This window comes from Thioalkalivibrio sp. ALE31, from assembly GCF_000377405.1.
Taxonomy (GTDB): domain Bacteria; phylum Pseudomonadota; class Gammaproteobacteria; order Ectothiorhodospirales; family Ectothiorhodospiraceae; genus Thioalkalivibrio.
The window spans coordinates 1-21,188 of sequence record NZ_KB905030.1 but is presented as its reverse complement, the minus strand read 5'-3'; the positions used below and the strand labels follow the sequence as shown (position 1 = coordinate 21,188).

Sequence of the window (21,188 nt, the reverse complement as noted above, 5' to 3'; positions counted from 1 at the left end):
CTGACGTAGGATTCCACAGCTTGCAGGCTGGGGGCACCCGGTCGGTACGACGTCTGATCGAGCGAGGAGACGCATGGAGTCCGAGCAGAAACTGATACCCGGATACGCCAACGCCAAGGCAACGCGCCGCTACGCGGAGCAGTTCGTGGCCGAGGGCAAGGCCGCCGAGGGGCATTACAGCGAGTTCTCGCGCGCGAAGATGCGCCTGTCGAGCCTCGGCATCGGCACCTTCGGCGGCGCGGCCACCGCCGAGGTGGACGCGCAGATCTCCGCGATCGTCGCGCGCGGGCTGACCGAGGGCGTCAACGTGGTGGATACCGGCGCGCACTACCGGTACGGGCGTTCGCTGGCGGCCGTCGGGGCGGGTGTGCGCACCGCGCTGGAGGCGGGCGTCCCGCGCGAGGCGATGTTCCTGATCTCCAAGGGCGGCTTCCTGACGCTGCGCGGCGGGCCGCCGGAGGACATGGAGGCCTGGTTCCAGCGCGAGATCGAGTCCCAGGGCATGGGGACGAAGGACGACCTGGCCAAGGGCGCGCACCTGCTGACGCCGGAATACATCCACTACCAGATGGAGCTGTCGCGCTCGCTGATGGGGGTGGAGACGCTGGATGCCTTCATCATCGACCAGCCCGAGGTGCACATCCACGAGATCGGCAAGGAAGCGACCAACCGCAAGCTGGAGCCGGTGTTCGAGGTGCTGGAGCGGGCCGCGCGCGAGAAGAAGATCCGCGCCTACGGCATCTCCACCTTCGAGGGCTTCCGCGAGGAGACCGATGCCGCGGTGTTCCAGTCGCTGACCTCGATGCAGGGGCTGGCCGAGCGCGCCGCGCAGACCGTCACCGGCGACGACCATGCCCGGCATCACTTCAAGATCGCGATGCTCCCCTTCAACCAGGTGATGCTGGAGGGGTTCACCCGCTTCAACACCGCCACCGGGCAGGGCAACGTGGCGAGCCCGCTGCAGGCCGCCCACCAGCTCGAGGTGTACATGATTGCCTCGCACTCCATGCTCAAGGGCCATCTGGCGCAGCAGTCGGTGGAGGTGGTCGAGCAGCAGCTGGCCAGCCTGCCTAATCCGGCCCAGCGCGCGATGCAGTTCAACCGTTCCACGCCGGGGCTGGGCACCTCGCTGGTCGGCATGAGTACGCCGGCGCACCTGGACGACATGCTGGCGGTGATGCGCGAGCCGATGATGGACAAGAAGGCCTACCTTGGCATGTTCAAGAAGGCCGAGGAGTAAGCCGGAGCCGGGTCTTTCCCTGGTGGGAGCCGGCTTGCCGGCGAAGCCCCTGCCTGCATCCGGCTTTGGCAGGGGCTTCGCGTGCAAGCACGCTCCCACAGGGTCCCGGGCCCCGGCTGCAATCGCGAATTCATGCACAAGGGTATGCCATGCAGGTTGATCTGAAGGCCCTCGAATTTCCCGCGATCCAGCGCCTGCTGGAGCGCCTGACTGCCACCCCCTACGGTGCCGATGCCGCGCGCGGCCTGGAGCCGGCGCCGAACCTGGATGCCGCCCGGGCCCTGCAAAAGGCGGTAACCGTCGCGCGCCAGCGCCTGGACGCCGGCACCCTGCCGCGGCTGGGCCAGCTTCCCGACGTGCGCGCGGCGCTGCGCCAGGCGGCCAATCCCGGCGCGGCCCTACCGGTGCAGGCGCTGCACAACCTGCAGACCATCATGCGTCATGCCCGCGAGCTGGCGGACCAGCTCGCCGATACGCCGGAGATCTACCCGGCCGACCTGAACAAACTGTATCCGCCCGAGGCACTGGAAGAGCGTCTGTCCGCGTGCCTGAATCCTGGGGGTTCGCTGCGCGAGGACGCCAGTGCATCACTGGTCGAGGCCTTTGGCGAGCGCAACCGCCTGCGCGGCGAGGTCGAGGCGGTGGTAAAGAAGCGTCTGGCAGCCTCCGATGTCGCGCAGAAGGGCGAGGACGCGCTGAAGGTTCAGTGGCACCAGGAGCGCGCCGTGATGGTGCTGCGCGGGGATGCCGCCAGCGCGGTAAAGGGCGTGCGCCGAGGCACGGCCATGGGCGGGCGCGACCAGATCGTGGAGCCGATCGAGGCGGTGCCGCTGAACAACCAGCTGGATACGGTCAACGGTCAGATCAACACCGAGCAGCAGCGCCTGCTACGCGAGCTGACCGATGTGGTGCGCCAGTACGGCGAGCCGCTGGAGCTGATGCTGACCGCGCTGACCTGGATCGATCTCGCCTCGGCCGCGGCGCAGCTCTCGGCCCAGATGAATGCCCACGCCCCGCGGCTGGAGGCCGAGGCGGGCGTGGAGCTGGTCGAGGCCTACCATCCGCTGCTGCTGTTGCAGTTTGCCGAGGGCAACGGCCCGCAGCCGGTGCCGCTGTCGATCCGGCTGGATGGCGAGCAGCCGCTGTTGCTGATCACCGGGCCGAACACCGGTGGCAAGACGGTCGCGCTGAAGACCTTGGGCCTGCTGGTCACCATGGCGTGGTGCGGGCTGCATATCCCGGCCGAACAGGACTGCCGCATCGGGCGTTTCGATCAGGTGATGGTGGATGTTGGTGACAACCAGAGCCTGTTCCACCACCTGTCGACCTTCGCCGGGCATGTGGAGGTCCTGAAACGCATCCTCGAAAACGCCGGCCCCGAGAGCCTGATCCTGCTGGACGAGCTGGGCACGGGCACCGACCCGGACGAGGGCGCGGCCCTGGCGATGGCGATGCTGGACGAACTGCGCGCGCGGGGCACGCGCGGGATCGTGAACACCCACCTGGCGCCGCTGAAGGACTACGCCGCACAGCATGCGGGCATCGTCAACGCCTCGATGCAGTTCGACGCGGAGACCCTGTCGCCCACCTACCGGTTGCTGATTGGCGAGCCCGGCGTCTCCTTCGGTCTGACCATCGCGGAGAAGAACGGCCTGCCGCCGCAGCTGGTGGCCCGCGCCCGCGAGCACTTCGCCGAGCTGCCCACCGCGCAGGCTGGGGCCGAGCACAGCTGAGCCTTGATCCGAGGTGCTCCCTGGAGATCGCCGCGGCGCTGCGCGCGTCGCGATGACGATTATTTTTTGTGCCGGTCATGGCGAGGCCCCGCCGGGGCCGTGGCCATCTCTGGGCACAACCCCAACGCGGGTTGCGGCAGGCTCCTCGGCGTTGCATGAATTGCACCGATTCCGCGCGTCATGGCGTGAAATGGGGGCGATTTCATATTAGGATGGTGGGCTATTTTGATTTGTGGTGCATGATCGCTCGACGATCGTGCACAAGCCCCCGGTAAGGAAGTCGACCATCATGTCCGAGACCGCAAGTTCCTCCACCGCCATCACCGGCGCCGAAATCTTCTGCCGCAGCCTGCAGGCCGAGGGCGTCGAGGTCGTATTCGGCTATCCCGGTGGCGCGGTACTGCACATCTACGATGCGCTGTACCGGCAGGACAAGGTCTCCCACGTACTGGTGCGCCACGAGCAGGGCGCGGTACATGCGGCCGAGGGCTATGCCAAGTCCTCCGACAAGCCCGGCGTGGCGCTGGTCACCTCCGGCCCCGGCGCGACCAACGCGATCACCGGGATCGCCGATGCGTACATGGATTCTGTGCCGCTGGTGGTGTTCACCGGCCAGGTGCCGACCAGCCTGATCGGCAATGATGCCTTTCAGGAGGTCGACACCGTGGGGATCACGCGTCCCTGCGTGAAGCACAACTTCCTGGTCAAGGACGTGAAGGACCTGGCCACCACCATCAAGAAGGCCTTTTACGTGGCGACCACCGGTCGTCCGGGCCCGGTGGTGGTGGATATCCCGAAGGACGTAACCGCCGACAGCTGCGAGTTCGAGTATCCGGAGAGCATCCACATGCGCTCCTACAACCCGGTCTCGAAGGGGCACACCGGGCAGATCCGCAAGGCGGTCGAACTGATTCTGTCGGCGAAACAGCCGATGATCTACACCGGCGGTGGCGTGATCCTGGGCAAGGGTTCCGAGGCGCTGACGGAGTTCACCCGCAAGCTGGGCTATCCGATCACCAACACCCTGATGGGGCTGGGCGGCTACCCGGCGTCGGACAAGCAGTACCTCGGCATGCTCGGCATGCACGGGACCTACGAGGCCAACATGGCCATGCATCACGCGGACGTGCTGATCGCGATCGGTGCGCGCTTCGACGACCGTGTGACCGGCAACATCGAGAAGTTCTGCCCGCATGCGAAGATCGTGCACGTCGATGTCGACCCGTCCTCCATCTCCAAGAACGTGAAGGTGGACGTGCCGATCGTGGGCGAGGTGGAGCCGGTGCTGCGCGAGCTGATCAAGGGGCTGGACGAGAACGGCGGCAAGCCGGATGCCGAGGCTCTGGCCACCTGGTGGAAGCAGATCGAGGAATGGCAGGCGCAGGACTGCCTGAAGTACGACCAGAATTCCGAGCTGATCAAGCCGCAGTACGTGGTGCAGAAGTTCTGGGAGCTCACCCAGGGCGAGGCCTTCGTGACCTCGGATGTCGGCCAGCACCAGATGTGGGCCGCGCAGTTCTACCGCTTCGACAAGCCGAACCGCTGGATCAACTCCGGCGGCCTGGGCACGATGGGCGTGGGCCTGCCGTTCGCAATGGGCGTGCAGTTCGCGCACCCGGACGCGACGGTGGGCTGCATCACCGGCGAGGCCAGCATCCAGATGTGCATCCAGGAGCTCTCCACCTGCTTCCAGTACCAGCTGCCGCTGAAGATCCTGAACCTGAACAACCGCTACCTGGGCATGGTCCGGCAGTGGCAGGAGTTCTTCTACCAGGGCCGCTACGCGATGTCCTACATGGATGCCCTGCCGGACTTCGTGAAGCTGGCCGAGGCCTATGGCCATGTCGGCATCCAGGTCACCCAGCCCGGGGACGTCGAGGGTGCGATCAAGGAGGCCCTGGCGCAGAAGGAGCGCCTGGTGTTCCTGGACTTCATCACCGACCAGTCCGAGAACGTGTATCCAATGATCCCGGCCGGTGCCGGCCAGAACGAGATGATCCTGGTCTGAGCCGGGTACAGGGAAGAGCCGTATGCGTCATATCATCAGTGTCCTGCTGGAAAACGAAGCCGGTGCCCTCTCGCGGGTGGCCGGGCTGTTCTCCGCGCGTGGCTACAACATCGAGTCGCTGACCGTCGCGCCGACCGACGACCCGTCGCTGTCGCGCATGACCATCGTCACCAGTGGTTCCGACGAGATCGTCGAGCAGATCACCAAGCAGCTGAACAAGCTGATCGACGTGATCAAGCTGCTGGACATGACCGCCTATCCGCACATCGAGCGCGAGATGGCGCTGGTCAAGGTCCGCGTGCCGGAGGCCGCCGATCGCGAGGAGGCGAAGCGCCTGGCGGATATCTTCCGCGGCCGCATCATCGACGTGACCCACGACACTTATGTCGTCGAGATCACCGGCGAGGGCTCCAAGCTGGATGCTTTCCTCGAGGCGCTCCAGCCGTTCCCGGTGCTGGAGGTCGTGCGTTCCGGCGTCATGGGCATCGCACGCGGCGACGTCAGCCTGCAGATCTGAATCCCCGGGTCCGGCCCCCACTGGCGGGGCCGGACCCGTTTGTTTGCCATGGGCCCCGTACGGGGTTGATATCAAGGAAATTGTGATGAATCTCTACTACGACAAAGACGCCGATCTCTCCATCATCCAGGGCATGAAGGTGGCCATCATCGGCTACGGTTCGCAGGGCCACGCCCATGCGAACAACCTGAAGGACTCCGGCGTGGACGTGACCGTGGGCCTGCGCGAGGGCTCCGGTTCCCGCGCCAAGGCCGAAGAGGCCGGCCTGAAGGTCGCCGACGTCGACGCCGCGACCGCCGGCGCCGACCTGATCATGGTGCTGGCCCCGGACGAGTACCAGGCTGCTCTGTATCGCGACGTGCTGGAACCGAACCTGAAGCAGGGCGCGACCCTGGCCTTCGCCCACGGCTTCGCGATCCACTACAACCAGATCGAGCCGCGCAAGGACCTGGACGTGATCATGATCGCGCCCAAGGCCCCGGGTCACACCGTGCGCTCCGAGTTCGTGCGTGGCGGCGGTATCCCCGACCTGATCGCCATCCAGCAGGACGCCTCCGGCAAGGCCCGTGACATCGCGATGTCCTATGCCTCCGCGATCGGCGGCGGTCGCACCGGCATCATCGAGACCACCTTCAAGGACGAGACCGAGACCGACCTGTTCGGCGAACAGGCCGTGCTGTGCGGCGGTGCGGTGGAGCTGGTCAAGGCCGGCTTCGAGACCCTGACCGAGGCGGGTTACGCCCCGGAGATGGCCTACTTCGAGTGCCTGCACGAGCTGAAGCTGATCGTCGACCTGATGTACGAAGGCGGCATCGCCAACATGAACTACTCGATCTCCAACAATGCCGAGTACGGCGAGTACGTGACCGGCCCGCAGGTGATCAACGAGGAGTCGCGCTGGGCCATGCGCGAGGCGCTGAAGAACATCCAGAACGGCGAGTACGCCAAGCAGTTCATCCTGGAAGGCGCGATGAACTACCCGTCGATGACCGCCAACCGCCGCCTGAACGCCGCCCACGAGATCGAGCAGGTGGGCGAACGCCTGCGTGCGATGATGCCGTGGATCAAGGCCAACCAGCTGGTCGACAAGTCCCGCAACTGATGCGGCTCCCCGCGGCGGGCATTCCGGCCCGCCGCGGTCCTTCTTTCCTGCCGAGCGTCCGATGCTGTTTCCGCTAGCCCCTGAAGGCCGCCTGTTCGTGATCATCGCCGCGTGGATGGCGGTTATCACGTTGCTGGTCGGGGAGGCGGAGCTGGGCCTGTTCATGGTGATCCTCACCGTGTTCCTGATGGCGGTGTTCCGTGACCTGCGGCGCAAGGCCCCGGCGCCGGCCCTGGGCGTGATCGCCCCGGCTGATGGCACCATCGAATCGGTCGCCGAGGCCCGCGACCCGTTCACGAAGAAGCCGGCGGTCTGCATCCGCCTGCGCCAGCGGCGGCTGGGCGAGTACAACGTGCATGCTCCGCAGGAGGCCGAGATCCGCGAACGGGTCTGGCCGGGCAAGGAAACCGACGAAGCCCCGGATGCGCAGCTGGAGGGCCGCCTGGCCTACGCGCTGGAGACCGACGAGGGCACGCGGCTGACCCTGGCCCTCAGTGTCGATCACTGGCCGCGGATGATCCGCATGCAGAACAACGTCCCGGGCAATCGTCTGGGGCGTGGCAAGCGCATGGGATTCGCCGGCTTTGGTGGTACCTTCGAGGTGTGGTTGCCGGCCGGGTCGCAGGTGATGGTCGAGCCGGGGCAGCGGGTGCTGGCCGGTTCCGCCCTGCTGGGCGGACTGCCGGAGTCCGAATCGACCGGGGACGCCGAGGGCGCCGTGGAGATGCTGCAATGAGTACAGGCGACGAAGGCGACCGCCGCGCGGAGCCCGACTACATCGAGGGCGAGGACACCATCGCCGACGACCAGCCCCCGCATCGTCGGCGCCGGCGCGGCGTGTTCCTGCTGCCCAACCTGTTCACCACGGGGGTGCTCTTCTCCGGCTTCTTCGCCATCGTCTCGGCGATCAACGGTGAATACATCACCGCCGCCATCGCGGTCTTCGTGGCCATGGTGCTGGATACCCTGGACGGCCGCGTCGCGCGCATGACCGACACCCAGAGCGAGTTCGGCGCGCAGTACGATTCGCTGTCGGATCTCGTCTCGTTCGGTGTTGCGCCGGCGCTGATCGTCTACCTGTGGCAACTGCATGACCTGGGCAACTTCGGCTGGGTGGCGGCGTTCTTCTTTACCACCGCCGCCGCGCTGCGCCTGGCGCGCTTCAACAGCCGCCTCGCGGTCAGCGACAAGCGCTTCTTCCAGGGCCTGCCAAGCCCCGCCAGTGCCGCGATCCTGGTCGGTATGGTCTGGGTGCTGGAGGATTGGGGCATCCCCGCCGAGCTGGCCGATCCGTACGTGGTCGGCATCCTGGTGGTTACCGTGCTGTCCGGGGCGGCAATGGTCAGTAACCTGACCTACTTCAGCTTCAAGGACATGGACTTCAAGCACCGGGTGCCCTTCCTGGCGATCGTCGGCGTGGTGGTCGCGCTGATGCTGCTGGCCCTGGATCCGCCCAAGGTCCTCCTCGCGGGCTTCGTGATCTATGCCCTGTCCGGTCCGCTGCTGACCCTGGAGCGCTGGCGCCGGCATCGTCGCCGGGCGCCCTCGGGGGAGTAGTCGCGTGTCGCTGTCGGTGCGCCAGCGCCGCATCCTCGCGGATATGGGTATCCCGGTGTGGCGGTCGCGGGTCGCGGCCGCCCCGGCGATCGAAGCGCCGCCGGGCGAACCGCTGGCCCCAGCCGCCGAGATGCCGTCCGGGGCGGCGGATGCGGGTGGCGGGGGGCAGGACGCCGCCGTCGCGACCCTGGACTGGGAGGCCCTCCAGACACGCGTGCGTGACTGCCAGGCCTGTGCCGAGCTGGCGCGCGAACGTACGCAGACCGTGTTCGGGGTGGGCGATCCGCGCGCCCGCTGGCTGTTCATTGGCGAGGCCCCCGGCGCGGAGGAGGACCGGCGCGGGGAACCCTTCGTCGGCCGTGCCGGACAGCTGCTGGACAACATGCTGCGGGCGCTGGGGCTGGAGCGGGGCCACGATGTCTTCATTGCCAACGTGCTGAAGTGCCGGCCCCCCGGAAACCGCGACCCGAAACCGGAGGAATCGGCGGCCTGCCGCGCCTACCTCGATCGCCAGATCGCCCTGATCCAGCCCGAGGTCATTGTCGCCTTGGGACGGATCGCGGCCCAGAGCCTGCTGGCATCGGAGGAGCCCCTGGGACGCCTGCGCGGGGCGCAGCACCGCTATCAGGGCGTGCCGCTGGTGGTGACCTATCACCCGGCCTACCTGCTGCGAAAGCCGGGAGACAAGGGCAAGGCCTGGCAGGACCTGCAGCGCGCCCGGGCCTTCCTGGAGTAACCCGATTCCCGTTGTGGAGATGGGAACCCGGGGAGCATTCCCGGGCTCGGAACTGCCGGAAGCGCCCCGTATCCCCTTCGTTCACCGCGTTCAGGAGGAAGCTGCGTCATGAGTGCCGAACCCCGCGTCCAGCCCGAGTTGCGCCGTATGCAGACGGCGGATGTGGAGGGGGTGATGCGCGTGGAACGCGAGGCCTATGACTACCCGTGGACCGCCCGCATCTTCGAGGACTGCATCCGTGTGGGCTATGACTGCTGGGTGCTCGAGGTGGATGGCCGCCAGGTGGGCCACAGCGTGCTGAGCGTGGCCGCGGGCGAGGCCCACCTGCTGAACCTGACGGTGGACCCGCGCTGGCAGGGCAACGGGCTGGGCCGGTTCATGGTGCGGCGCTTGTTCGACTATGCCTGTGAGCAGGAGGCCGAGGCGCTCTTTCTGGAGGTCCGTCCGTCGAACGTGGCCGCGGTCCAGCTCTACCGTTCCGAGGGCTTCGAGCATGTCGGCACCCGCCCGCGCTACTACCCGCTACCCAGCGGCCGTGAGGATGCCTGGGTTCTGACACGTCGCTGCAACGCCCCGGCCGGGGCCTGACGGGTTCCGCTGGCGGCGTGAAACCGGTCACAGTCCCGGGTGACCTTTGCGTGATGTGCGCCCGTTTTGCCGTCATCGGTTCTCGTCCTGCCACCCCCGCGTTGTGACGGCCCGCGGCCCGGACTATGATCAAAACCGGTATTCGCCCCGACACCGGATGAGGTAACCCATGTCCCGATCCCTGCGCGCACTGTTCGTTTCGCTCCCTCTGGCCCTGCCACTGGCGCTGTCCGCCGGGGCCGTTCAGGCCCAGCAGTCCTTTGGTTATGACGAGGCCGAGCGCCAGCAGGAACTGCTGGAGGTCTGGTACGAGATCCGCGAAAGCAACGCGCAGAAGGGCAATACCGCGGCGATGTTCGACGTGGGTATGGCCAACTACTCCGGGCGGGGTACGCCAGTGGACCACGACCAGGCCGTGCGCTGGTTCGCCCGCGCAGCGGATGCCGACCACGCCGGGGCCCACTACTACCTGGGCTATCTCCTGGCGGCCGGCAAGGGCGCCCCGGCGGACCCCGAGCGCAGCCGCGAGCACTACACCCGCGCCGCCGAACTGGGACATGCCGATGCCCAGTACTGGCTGGGGAGCCACCTGGCCAATGGCGAACAGGACCCGGCCGCCGGTCTCGAATGGCTGACCCGGGCCGCGGATCAGGGGCTGCCTGCCGCCCAGTACTACGTCGGGTTGCTGCACGAGAACGGCCAGGGCACCACGCGCGATGCGGCCGCCGCCGCCCGCTGGTACACCGCCGCGGCGGAACAGGGCTACCGGCATGCCCAGATCGGGCTGGGCCGGCTGCACCAGAACGGCCGCGGGGTCGAGCGTGACCTGGTGCAGGCGCATGTCTGGTACAGCCTGGCCCAGGACGAAGAGCGCATTGCTACGCTCGAGGCCCGCATGAACAACCGCGACCTGGTGACCGCGCGCGGGCGTCTGGAGGAGCAGAACGCGGCGATCCAGGCGGCCGCCGCACGCTGAGCCCGCAGCGGCCAGTGTGGGGTTGCACAACGGCCCCGGCTTCCGGGGCCGTTTGCGTTTCGGGGGCATCCGGCTGAACCGGACCCCCGATTTCGCGTTAAACTTGCGGGCTGTTCCCAGCGGCCCGAATGCATGTCCTTTATCGAGGAAACCCGCCGACGCCGGACCTTCGCGATCATCTCGCACCCGGACGCCGGCAAGACCACCATGACCGAAAAGCTCCTGCTGTACGGCGGCGCGATCCAGCTCGCCGGTACGGTCAAGGGGCGCAAGTCGTCGCGCCATGCCACCTCCGACTGGATGGAGATGGAGAAGTCGCGCGGGATCTCGGTCACCTCGTCCGTGATGCAGTACCCGTACAAGGGGCGCATGGTGAATCTGCTGGACACCCCCGGGCACGCGGACTTCTCCGAGGACACCTACCGCACGCTGACCGCGGTGGACTCCGCGTTGATGGTGATCGACGCGGCCAAGGGCGTGGAAGAACGCACCATCAAGCTGATGGAGGTCTGCCGGCTGCGCGACACGCCGATCATGACCTTCGTCAACAAGATGGACCGCGAGGGCCGCGACCCGATCGAGCTGCTCGACGAGGTCGAGGAGGTACTGAAGATCGAGTGCGCCCCGGTCACCTGGCCGATCGGCTCCGGCAAGCGCTTCCGTGGCGTCTACCATATCCGTCGCGATGCGGTGCACCTGTACGATCCCGAGCAGGGCGGGAAGAAGTCCACCGGCGAGATCATCGAGGGCCTGGACAATCCGCGCCTGGACGAGGTGCTGGGCGATCAGGCGCAGGAGCTGCGCGAGGAGCTCGAGCTGGTGCAGGGGGCCTCGCACGCGTTCGACGCGGACGCCTACCTGCGCGGCGAGCAGACCCCGGTGTTCTTCGGCTCCGCGATCAACAACTTCGGCATCGAGGAGTTGCTGGACGATTTCGTCGAGTACGCCCCGGGCCCGCTGCCTCGCCCGACGCACTCGCGCAAGGTCGAGCCGACCGAGGAGAAGTTCACCGGCTTCGTGTTCAAGATCCAGGCGAACATGGATCCGAATCACCGTGACCGCATCGCCTTCATGCGCATCTGTTCCGGCACCTTCGACAAGGGCGCGAAGCTGCGTCACGTGCGGATCGGGCGCGACGTGAAGATCCCGGATGCGCTGACCTTCCTGGCCTCCGACCGCGAACATGTCGAGACCGCGTATCCGGGCGACATCATCGGCATTCACAACCACGGCACCATCCGCATCGGGGATACCTTCACCCAGGGCGAGGACCTGACCTTTACCGGCGTGCCCAACTTCGCCCCGGAGCTGTTCCGGCGCGCGCAGCTGAAGGACCCGCTGAAGATGAAGCAGCTCGCCAAGGGCCTGCAGGAGTTGTGCGAGGAGGGTGCGACCCAGCTCTACCGCCCGCTGACCAACAACGACCTGATCCTGGGCGCGGTCGGCGTGCTGCAGTTCGACGTGGTCGCCGAGCGCCTGCGTACCGAGTACAAGGTCGAGGCGCAGTTCGAGAACGTGAACGTCCAGACCGCGCGCTGGGTCGAATGCGACGACCCGAAGAAACTCGAGGAGTTCAGGGAGAAGGCCGCGGCGAACCTGGCGATCGATCACGGTGGCGATCTGGTCTATATCGCCCCGACTCGGGTGAACCTGCAGATGGCGATGGAAAAATGGCCGGAGATCCGCTTCGAGGCGACCCGCGAGCACGGCCAGCCGACGGAGTAGATCGCCGCTCCGGGGTGCACTGGAACCGCCATCGGGAGGAGCGAAGCGACGTGGCGAACTCCATCCGAAATCAGCGGCCCCGGGCTTCATGCCAGCTTGAGGCGATTGCCACGGTGTCTGCGACGCCTCGCAATGACGGTGCAGTTGTGTGGTGCAGGAGGAGAATATGGCGTTTCGATTCTTGTCTGTGATTGGCGTGGTCGTGGCGCTGATGGTTGGCGGCTGTGCGGTGCACAAGACCGAGACCCGGGGCGATGGACCCGAGCCGCGACCGGGTACGGTCGAGCAGATGAACCCGTTCCTGCACTTCCTCGAGAGTCGGCCGACGCCCGGGGAGTTCGAGCGCGTCTACCCCGACGTGATGCTGGTGCTGCCCGGCGACATCGTGACCCAGGAATACCGCACGGATAACAGCCGCTTCTTCGCCGAACTGGACGCGGATGGCCGCATCCATGGCGGCGATTTCCGCTGATTCCCCGATGCTGCGCATTTCCAACAGCGTGAGCGTCCCCGAGCACGAGATCGAGCTGACCGCGATCCGTGCCCAGGGGGCCGGCGGGCAGAACGTGAACAAGGTGGCCTCGGCCATTCATCTGCGCTTCGATATCCGCGCCTCCAGCCTGCCCGACGTCTACAAGGAACGCCTGCTGCGCCGCCGGGACCAGCGCATCACCAAGGATGGCGTGATCGTGCTCAAGGCGCAGCAGTACCGCACCCAGGAGGCCAACCGCGAGGATGCGCTGGAGCGCCTGGCGGAGCTGCTGCGCGAGGTGGGTCGCCCGATCAAGGCGCGCAAGCCGACGCGCCCCACGCGCGCCTCCAAGCTGCGCCGCCTGGAGGGCAAGACCCACCGCGGCCGCAAGAAGGCCCTGCGCGGCCGCGTCGCCCCCGACTAACTGCCAAGAGCTTTTTGTTCACCACGAAGCACACGAAGGCACGAAGAAGGGTCAGGTCAATGGCATAAAAGCGGACAGGAAGACGGGAAGGTCGGAAGGATTTCTGGTTGGGGCGCCGGGCACCGGCTGGCCACATCCGCGCGCCCGGGCATCAGGGGCTCTGGGAGACGCACCTATTCATCTTCCCGTCTTCGTACCTTCCTGTTAACCGCCCTTGAATTCCTTCGTGCCTTCGTGTGCTTCGTGGTGAATAAAAGGGTTCAGGCCCCGGCGTTCGGGCTCGGATCGACGGGCGCGGGTTCGTGTTCCTGCTGGTGTTGCCACAGGCGGGCGTAGGCGCCGCCCGCCGCGAGGAGTTCGCGGTGGGTGCCGCGTTCGACCACGCGTCCCTGGTCGAGGACGACGATCTGTTCGGCGTCCTTCACGGTCGACAGGCGATGCGCGATGACCAGCGTGGTGCGCCGCGCCGAGACCTCGTTCAGCGCCTGCAGGATCGCCTTCTCCGAGCCCGAGTCCAGCGACGAGGTAGCCTCGTCGAAGACCAGGATCGGCGGGTCCTTCAGCAGCATGCGGGCGATGGCGATGCGTTGCTTCTCGCCGCCGGAGACCTTGAGGCCGCGTTCGCCGACGACCGTATCCAGGCCGTCGGGCAGGCGCTGGATGAAATCGTCCAGGTGCGCCAGGTGGACCGCGCGCCGGATGGTTTCTTCGGACGCTTCCGGGTCGCCGTAGGCGATGTTGTAGCGAATGCTGGCGTTGAACAGCACGGTGTCCTGCGGGACCACGCCGATCGCGCGGCGCAGGCTTTGCTGGGTTACCTCGCGGATGTCCTGGCCATCGATGGTGATGCGCCCGTCGGTTACGTCGAAGAAACGGAACAGCAGTCGGGCGAGCGTGGATTTGCCGGCCCCGCTGGGCCCGACCACCGCGAGCTTGTGCCCGGCCGGGATTTCCAGTGATACGTCCTCGAGGATCGGGCGTTCCGGCTGGTAGTGGAAGGCGACCTGCTCGAAGCGCACATGCCCGTCCGCGACGTCGAGATCCGGCGCGCCTGGCCGGTCCTCGACCTGTACCGGTTTTTCCAGCAGGCCAAACAGGCGCTCGATGTTCGCCAGCGACTGGCGGATCTCGCGGTAGACGAAGCCGAGGAAGTTCAGCGGCATGAACAGCTGGATCATGTAGGCATTGACCATCACCAGATCGCCCAGCGACATCTGCCCCGAGGCCACCCGGCTGGCGGCCAGCAGCATCATCACGGTGATCGCGGCGGCGATGATCAGGGCCTGGCCGGAGTTCAGCAGCACCAGCGACAGTACGTTCTTGGTGCGCGCCTGTTCCCAGGTGGCCAGGCCCTCGTCGTAGCGCCGGGCCTCGAAGCCCTCGTTGCCGAAGTACTTCACCGTTTCGTAGTTCAGCAGCGAGTCGATCGCGCGGGTGTTGGACTCGTTGTCGCGCTGATTGGCCTCGCGCACGAAGCGGGTGCGCCACTCGGTAATCCACACCGACCAGACGATGTAGGCCGCCACCGCGATGATCACCGTCAGGGTGAATACCGGGCCCACCGCCACCAGCAGGATGACCGCGACCATCGCGATCTCGATGATCGTCGGCAGGATGTTGAACACCATGAAGCGCAGCAGGAAGCTGATGCCGCTGGTGCCGCGCTCGATGTCCCGGGCCAGGCCGCCGGTCTCGCGCGCCAGATGGAAGCTCAGTTCGAGCCGATGCAGATGTTCGAACACGCGCAGGGCCGCGCGCCGCATGGCCCGCTCGGCCACCCGTACGAAGACCGCGTCGCGCAGCTCGCCGAACAGGGTGCTGCCAAAGCGCAGCAGGCCGTAGGCGATCACCAGTGCCACCGGGACCGCGACCAGCGCCTCGGTGCCGCCGTCCTCGAAGTGGTCGACGATGTATTTCAGTGCCAGCGGGACCAGCACGGTCGCCAGCTTGGCCAGGCCCATCAGCCCGAGGGCGAGGAACAGCCGTCCGCGGAACTCCGCGAGATAGGGAAACAGGGAGCGAACGATGCGCCAGTTGATCGCGTCGTCGGGCGCATCGTGCACGCTGGAGTGACCGCGCATGAGGGAATCCGGGGCTGGGTAGGCTGCCTACTTTAGGAGGTCCCTGCCGGGTACGCACATGGGCGCGCGTTCCGTGGCGGCTCCCCGGCCCGGTGCGGCCCGGCCGCGCATCTCACCGGTGGATGCGGAAGCCCTCGCCCCGGTCCTGTTCCAGGTCGATCCGCAGGCGCTGGTGACTCCAGCCGTCCTGCGAGCAGCGGGCCTCGATCTGCAGGAAGCGCGTGTCATCGGGGATCGACAGCCGGCGCAGGCTGCGGGTAAACGGCTGCTCGTTGACATGCGGGTGGTGCAGGATGCGTTCACCGAGGACGTTCCCATCGGCGTCCAGCACACGCCAGGCATCGGCATAGTGATCCCAGCCGGTATCGGGATGCTCCACGGTGACGGCGACCCGCCACTGGTTCGGGCCGCTGGCATGCAGCTGGGCCTCCAGGATGTCGACCGGGTTTGCCTGAGCGGGCAGGGCCAGAAGGCCCAGAAGGGTGGCGAGGGTCAGTCTCTTCGTGCACATGGCAAGGCTCCTTTTGCCGATCGGGGTGAATGCGTTCCTGCGGTTACCGGGCGGGACGCCCCAAGGGCCGGATTGATTTCACGCGCCCTGGACCCGGTTGCGCCCGGCGTGCTTGGCCGCGTACAGGGCGCGGTCGGCCCGGTCCACCAGGGATTCCGCGCTCTCGCCGGGCTCCAGCTGGGCGACGCCGAAGCTGGCGGTCAGTGGCTGTCCGGTCTGGAAGTCGTGGATCTCCAGGCAGTGGCGCAGGTCCTCGGCCAGCCGGGCTGTGGCGGCGATGTCATCTTGCGGGCAGAGAATGAGGAACTCCTCGCCACCCCAGCGCGCGGCCCGATCGGTGGCGCGGATACGGCCCGTGATCAGCCGCCCGACCGCGGTCAGTACCGCGTCGCCGCGACCATGTCCCAGGGTGTCGTTAATCGGCTTGAAGTGATCAAGGTCCAGCAGGATCACGCTGAGCGGGCTCGCGTGACGCTCGGCCCTCAGGATCTCTTCGGCCAGGGCCTCACTGGCCTTCATGCGGTTGTTCAATCCGGTCAGCGGGTCGGTGGTGGCGAGGTGTTCCAGGTGTTGCTGGGCGGCCTCCAGGGAGTGCGTGCGTTCCCGTACCAGGCGTTCGAGCACCTGTGCGCGCTCCTCCAGCTCCTTCACCGGGTAGGGTTCGTCGTCTCCATGGACGCTCGCGGGGAAGGAGCCATGCAGGTGCTCCAGGCGCCAGCCGTCGGCGGTCGCGTGCAGCACCAGACTGGCACGCAGGCCGTTCAGTCGGACCCGCTGCCCGCGGGTGTCCAGCATCATGTCGAAGATCAGCATGACCAAGGCCACGTCATCGGTCAGCAGTCGGACGTCCTCGCGATGAATGGTGTAATCGAAGGGTTCCGGTACCTGTTCGATGTCGCGCCCGACGATGCGCCCGACCTCTTCCGGGGTGAAGGCGGCCTCGTCGGCACCAGTGCCAAAGCCGCTGACCGCGGGGGTGTGAAGGCGCAGCAGGGCCGCGAGGTCGCGCTGGCGCAGCCAGGCGTCCAGGTAGGCGTGGACCGTGCCGCGGATCGCCTCCGTGCGTGGATCTGTCATGTACGGGTTGAGTTCAGTCGATGCCGACGGCGCGCTGCTCCTGGCGGATCCAGGCGATGATATGGGCGGTCCCCTCGCCGGTGACGCCGGCCACCGGCGGCATGTCGCCAAAGTCCCAGTGGTGCGCGTGCACGCCCAGGGCCACGGCGCGATGGAAGGTGATGTCCGGGTGGTGCGAAGGCTCGTAGATGCGGTGGATCAGCGGCGGGCCCTGGTCGGTGCCGCGGGCGTCCTCGCCGTGGCACTGCATGCAGTTGGCGCGGAACAGCGAGCGCCCGGCCTCGGGGTCGGCGGCGAAGTCCTCTGGCGGCAGGCTGTAGTCGAGCTGCGCGGTGGAGCCGGAGGCCGCGCTCGAGTCTTCGCCGGATGCCTGCGCGGGCGGCTCGGCGGCGGTGTCCGGTTCCGGGGCGTCGGAACAGGCGGTCAACGCGAACAGGGCCAGCAAGGCGGCGGGCAGGAGGCGGGCGGTTGTCGGCATCGGGCGTCCTGGATTTTGGTATTCAGGCGGGGAGTTTATCGCGGCGGGTCACGGCGGGCGACTGCGCACCGGGAGGGATTGCGGCCGGCGCGGGGCGGTTGTGGCGCTGGTGGCTTGCAGCAGTGGCGGGCATTCGGCAGTCTTCGTGGCTTGTCTTCCCGTCTGGAGTACGTCCATTGGAACCCTCGGGTCTTGCAGCTGGAGAAGCGCAGGGAAGCGCTCCGGCGGCGGCGCCACTGGAGATCCTGCGCGAGACCTTCGGCTACACGGAATTTCGCGGTCAGCAACAGGCCATCGTCGAGCATGTGACCGCGGGTGGCGACGCCGTGGTGCTGATGCCCACCGGCGGTGGCAAGTCGCTGTGCTACCAGATCCCCGCGCTGGCGCGGCCCGGGTGCGGCATCGTGATCTCGCCGCTGATCGCGCTGATGCAGGATCAGGTGGCGGCCCTGCGCCAGAACGGCGTGGCGGCCGCCAGTCTGGATTCCGGCCAGAAGGCGGACGAGGCCCGCTCCGTGCTGGCCGCGCTGCATGCGGGCGAACTGGATCTGCTGTACATGTCGCCGGAGCGCCTGTTCGCCGCGGGCATGCTGGAGCGCCTGGAGGGTATCGAGCTGGCGCTGTTCGCCATCGACGAGGCCCACTGCGTCTCGCAATGGGGGCATGACTTCCGCCCGGAGTACAGCCAGCTGGCGGTGCTGGCCGAACGCTTCCCGCAGGTGCCGCGTCTGGCCCTGACGGCGACGGCGGACGGGCCCACTCGCCAGGAGATCCGCGAGCGGCTGCGCCTGGAGCAGGCCCGTGCCTTTGTCAGCTCCTTCGATCGCCCCAATATCCGCTACCGCATCGCCCAGGCCGACGGGGGGCGCGGCGGTTCCGCACGCGACCGGCTGCTGCGCTTCATCCGCGAGGAACACGCGGGCGAGGCCGGTATCGTCTACTGCCTGTCGCGCAAGAAGGTCGAGGCCGAGGCCGAGTGGCTGGTGGAGCAGGGCATTACCGCGCTGCCCTATCACGCGGGTCTGCCGGCGGCGACCCGCGCGGCTAACCAGACCCGATTCCTGCGCGAGGAGGGCGTGGTGATGGTGGCGACCATCGCCTTCGGTATGGGTATCGACAAGCCGAACGTGCGCTTCGTGGCTCACCTGAACCTGCCCAAGAGCCTGGAGGGCTACTACCAGGAGACCGGCCGCGCCGGGCGCGACGGCCTGCCCGCGAATGCCTGGATGGTCTATGGCCTGCAGGATGTGGTCACCCTGCGCCAGATGCTGGAGGGCTCGCAGGCCGGCGCCGAGCGCCAGCGCATCGAGCAGCAAAAGCTGGAGGCGATGCTCGGGTTCTGCGAGATCACCAGTTGCCGGCGCCAGGCCCTGCTTGCCTACTTCGACGAGCGCATGCCCGAGCCCTGCGGGACCTGCGACAACTGCATGCAGCCGCCGGCCACCTGGGATGCCAGTGTCCCGGTGCAGAAGCTCCTGTCCTGCATCTACCGCACCGGCGAGCGCTTCGGCGCGGGGCACGTGATCGACGTGCTGCGCGGCTCCGCGAGCGAACGCCTGAGCCGCCTCGGTCACGACCGCCTGAGCACCTTCGGGATCGGCAAGGAACTGGACAAGGCGCAGTGGCGCGGCGTGGTGCGTCAGCTGCTCGCCCGCGGTCTGCTGCGTCTGGACGAGGAGGGCTACGGCGGGCTGAAGCTGGACCCGGCCTGTCGCCCGGTGCTGCGCGGCGAGGAGTCGATCCACCTGCGCGAGGAGGTGGCGCGCCCGGAACGCGAGGCGCGCGCCGCCCGCCCGGCCCGCCGCGACACCGCCCGCAGTGTGGCGGCGATGGACAGCGAGGACCGCGCGCTGTGGGAGGCCCTGCGCGCATTGCGCACCGACCTTGCGCGCGATCAGGGGGTGCCGCCCTACGTGATCTTCAGTGATGCCACGCTGCTGGAGATGGTTGCGGCCGCCCCGTGCAGCCGTGACGAGATGGCCGGGATCTCCGGGGTCGGCCAGCACAAGCTGGAGCGCTATGGCGATGCCTTCATCAAGGCCATCGAGGGGCATTTCGGGCTATAGTGGTGCGAAAAACCACGCCGCAATACGATTTCGGGGAGACCGCGTGACCGACAAAAGCTTCCTTGAGGATTTCTACCGCCATCGCGACGGTCAACTGGTCGTGACCCCGGAGCAGGGCAGTGACTTTGCCAAGACGCTCGCCGGCGATTTCAATCCGATCCACGATGCCGACAACCGGCGCTTCTGCGTGCCGGGCGATTTGCTGTTCGCGCTGGTGCTGGATACCTACGGCGCCAGCGCGAACATGCACTTCCGCTTTACCGGAATGGTGGGGGGCAACGTGCCGCTGATCTTCCCGGAGGCCCCGGGCGAGGCCTTTGCGATTACCGACGACAATGGCAAGAGCGTGATCGAGGTCGAGCGCTCCGGCACGGTGATCGACGAGCCCAACGCGATTGAATCCCTGATCCGCAGTTATGTGAGCTTCTCCGGGCAGAACTTCCCGCATGTGCTGGTGCCGCTGATGGAGGAGCACGGCGTGATGGTGAACCCGAAGCGCCCGCTGGTGATGTACGAGCGCATGGGCTTCCGCCTGCCCGAGCCGCTGGCCGCCAGCGCCGGGGTGCCGGAGCCGCGCCTGAAGGATGCGGTGATGACCGTCAACGGCAAGCGCGGCGAGATCCGCCTGGACTACGAGCTGGTGATCGATCAGTCCGTAGTCGCCGACGGCAGCAAGCACCTGGTGCTGAGCGGCCTGCGCCCGTTCGATGCCGCCGACGTCGAGCAACTCGTCGCCGACTACGAAAGCTGGAAGGCCGCCTACTTCAACCCGCCCGCCGGGACCCGCGCCCACGCCTGAGCTTCTGTATCCACCACGAAGCGCACGAAGGCACGAAGAAGGTCAAGGGCTTGGAGCGGACAGGAAGGCGAGAAGATCGGAAGATAGGCAAGATACGGCTGATCCGGGGAGGGTGTACAAGGAACTGTGTAAGTGGTCATTTAGCAGACCTGAGCAAGGAGTATGCGATGACCGATTCGAAGACGATTCCCGATGCTTTGCTGGATGAGCTGCTGAAGGACTATCAGCACCCGAAGGATCTGCTGGGTCAGGGTGGGCTGCTCCAGCAGCTGACGCAGCGCCTGGCGGAGCGGGCGCTCGAGGCGGAGATGACCACCCACCTGGGCTATCCGCCGCATGCCCTGGAGGGCCGCGGCAGTGGCAACAGTCGCAACGGCAAGACGCGCAAGCGCGTGCAGGGCGAAGCCGGCGCGTTCGAGATCGAAGTTCCGCGGGATCGCGACAGCAGCTTCGAGCCGCAGCTGATTGCCAAGCGGCAGCGCCGCCTGGAAGGCTTTGACGACAAGGTCATCGCGCTCTATGCGCGGGGCCAGTCCACCCGCGAGATCCAGGCGCAACTGGAAGAGCTCTACGGCGTGGAGGTCTCGCCGACCCTGATCTCCAACGTCACCGAGGCGGTGCGTGAAGAGCTGCAAGCCTGGCAGGAGCGGCCCCTGGCGGCGGTCTACCCCATCCTCTACTTCGACGCCCTGCACGTGAAGTCGCGCGAGCACGGGCCGGTCAAGAACCAGGCCGTCTATCTGGCCCTGGGCATCAACCTGGAAGGCGAGAAGGAGCTGCTGGGACTCTGGGTCGGTCAGGCCGAGGGTGCCTCGTTCTGGCACGCGGTGTTCACCGAGCTCAACAGTCGCGGCGTCCAGGACTGTTTCATCGCCTGCGTGGACGGCCTCAAGGGCCTGCCCGAGGCGATCGAGAGCGTGTTCCCGAACACCCAGGTGCAACTGTGCATCGTTCACAAGGTCCGCGGCAGCCTCAAGTACGTGCCCTGGAAGGAGCGCAAGGCCGTGGCCCGGGATCTGCGCGCCATCTACGGCGCCGCCACCCGCGCCGAGGCCGAGGCCGCGCTCACCCGCTTTGCGGACACCTGGGACGCCAAAT

At 67.2% G+C, this 21,188-nt stretch carries 20 protein-coding genes; 16 read left to right on the top strand and 4 right to left on the bottom strand.

Annotated features, from left to right (window positions below):
* The first annotated feature begins 73 nt into the window (after positions 1-73).
* The 13 genes from D103_RS0112600 (at position 74) to arfB (ending at position 13,078) form a co-directional block, all read left to right on the top strand.
* On the top strand, positions 74-1,240 hold the full coding sequence (locus D103_RS0112600) for an aldo/keto reductase (RefSeq protein WP_018867529.1): 1,167 nt from the start codon (positions 74-76) through the stop codon (positions 1,238-1,240).
* Between the two features lie 149 nt (positions 1,241-1,389).
* Positions 1,390-2,973: a DNA mismatch repair protein MutS gene (locus D103_RS0112595; RefSeq protein ID WP_018877046.1), complete on the top strand. Its 1,584-nt coding sequence runs from the start codon at positions 1,390-1,392 to the stop codon at positions 2,971-2,973.
* 289 nt (positions 2,974-3,262) lie between these two features.
* Positions 3,263-4,981: a biosynthetic-type acetolactate synthase large subunit gene (ilvB, locus tag D103_RS0112590; protein ID WP_018877045.1), complete on the top strand. Its 1,719-nt coding sequence runs from the start codon at positions 3,263-3,265 to the stop codon at positions 4,979-4,981.
* A gap of 22 nt (positions 4,982-5,003) precedes the next feature.
* Positions 5,004-5,498: an acetolactate synthase small subunit gene (gene ilvN, locus D103_RS0112585; protein ID WP_018867526.1), complete on the top strand. Its 495-nt coding sequence runs from the start codon at positions 5,004-5,006 to the stop codon at positions 5,496-5,498.
* 85 nt (positions 5,499-5,583) lie between these two features.
* Complete coding sequence (ilvC, locus tag D103_RS0112580; protein ID WP_018862774.1) at positions 5,584-6,600, top strand: ketol-acid reductoisomerase; 1,017 nt, start codon at positions 5,584-5,586, stop codon at positions 6,598-6,600.
* A gap of 61 nt (positions 6,601-6,661) precedes the next feature.
* Entirely contained in the window at positions 6,662-7,336 is a 675-nt protein-coding gene (locus D103_RS0112575) for a phosphatidylserine decarboxylase (protein ID WP_018867525.1), read from the top strand.
* Complete coding sequence (gene pssA, locus D103_RS0112570; protein WP_018867524.1) at positions 7,333-8,157, top strand: CDP-diacylglycerol--serine O-phosphatidyltransferase; 825 nt, start codon at positions 7,333-7,335, stop codon at positions 8,155-8,157. The genes D103_RS0112575 and pssA overlap by 4 nt, the downstream gene beginning before the upstream one ends.
* Before the next feature lie 4 nt (positions 8,158-8,161).
* The gene (locus D103_RS0112565; protein ID WP_018877044.1) at positions 8,162-8,893 is read left to right on the top strand and encodes a uracil-DNA glycosylase family protein; all 732 of its coding nucleotides are present in this window, start codon (positions 8,162-8,164) and stop codon (positions 8,891-8,893) included.
* A gap of 108 nt (positions 8,894-9,001) precedes the next feature.
* Positions 9,002-9,481 (top strand): ribosomal protein S18-alanine N-acetyltransferase, encoded by a 480-nt coding sequence (gene rimI, locus D103_RS0112560; protein ID WP_018877043.1) that lies wholly within the window; start codon positions 9,002-9,004, stop codon positions 9,479-9,481.
* A 169-nt stretch (positions 9,482-9,650) separates the two neighbouring features.
* Positions 9,651-10,457 carry a tetratricopeptide repeat protein gene (locus tag D103_RS0112555; protein ID WP_018867521.1) on the top strand — a complete coding sequence of 269 codons (807 nt, stop codon included), beginning with the start codon at positions 9,651-9,653 and terminating at the stop codon, positions 10,455-10,457.
* A gap of 132 nt (positions 10,458-10,589) precedes the next feature.
* Positions 10,590-12,182 (top strand): peptide chain release factor 3, encoded by a 1,593-nt coding sequence (locus D103_RS0112550; RefSeq protein WP_018867520.1) that lies wholly within the window; start codon positions 10,590-10,592, stop codon positions 12,180-12,182.
* 166 nt (positions 12,183-12,348) lie between these two features.
* Complete coding sequence (locus D103_RS0112545; RefSeq protein ID WP_018877042.1) at positions 12,349-12,654, top strand: hypothetical protein; 306 nt, start codon at positions 12,349-12,351, stop codon at positions 12,652-12,654.
* Between the two features lie 7 nt (positions 12,655-12,661).
* The gene (arfB, locus tag D103_RS0112540; protein WP_018877041.1) at positions 12,662-13,078 is read left to right on the top strand and encodes an alternative ribosome rescue aminoacyl-tRNA hydrolase ArfB; all 417 of its coding nucleotides are present in this window, start codon (positions 12,662-12,664) and stop codon (positions 13,076-13,078) included.
* A gap of 260 nt (positions 13,079-13,338) precedes the next feature.
* Here arfB and D103_RS0112535 read toward each other — a convergent pair whose 3' ends face one another.
* The 4 genes from D103_RS0112535 to D103_RS0112520 all read right to left on the bottom strand — a co-directional run bounded on the left by D103_RS0112535 (position 13,339) and on the right by D103_RS0112520 (position 17,225).
* The gene (locus tag D103_RS0112535) at positions 13,339-15,159 is read right to left on the bottom strand and encodes an ABC transporter ATP-binding protein/permease (RefSeq protein ID WP_018877040.1); all 1,821 of its coding nucleotides are present in this window, start codon (positions 15,157-15,159) and stop codon (positions 13,339-13,341) included.
* 112 nt (positions 15,160-15,271) lie between these two features.
* A complete protein-coding gene (locus tag D103_RS0112530; RefSeq protein ID WP_018877039.1) occupies positions 15,272-15,670 on the bottom strand; it encodes a hypothetical protein in 399 nt (132 codons plus the stop codon).
* A gap of 78 nt (positions 15,671-15,748) precedes the next feature.
* Positions 15,749-16,747, bottom strand: coding sequence for a diguanylate cyclase (locus tag D103_RS0112525; RefSeq protein WP_018877038.1), 999 nt, complete (start codon positions 16,745-16,747; stop codon positions 15,749-15,751).
* Positions 16,748-16,760: 13 nt separating this feature from the next.
* Entirely contained in the window at positions 16,761-17,225 is a 465-nt protein-coding gene (locus D103_RS0112520; RefSeq protein WP_018877037.1) for a c-type cytochrome, read from the bottom strand.
* Positions 17,226-17,401: 176 nt separating this feature from the next.
* Here D103_RS0112520 and recQ point away from each other — a divergent pair, with 176 nt between their 5' ends.
* The 3 genes from recQ to D103_RS0112505 form a co-directional block, all read left to right on the top strand.
* Entirely contained in the window at positions 17,402-19,291 is a 1,890-nt protein-coding gene (recQ, locus tag D103_RS0112515; RefSeq protein WP_018877036.1) for a DNA helicase RecQ, read from the top strand.
* A gap of 43 nt (positions 19,292-19,334) precedes the next feature.
* Entirely contained in the window at positions 19,335-20,090 is a 756-nt protein-coding gene (locus D103_RS0112510; RefSeq protein ID WP_018877035.1) for a DUF3581 family protein, read from the top strand.
* A 167-nt stretch (positions 20,091-20,257) separates the two neighbouring features.
* The coding region (locus tag D103_RS0112505; protein ID WP_018876910.1) for an IS256 family transposase at positions 20,258-21,188 on the top strand (931 nt) is incomplete at its 3' end.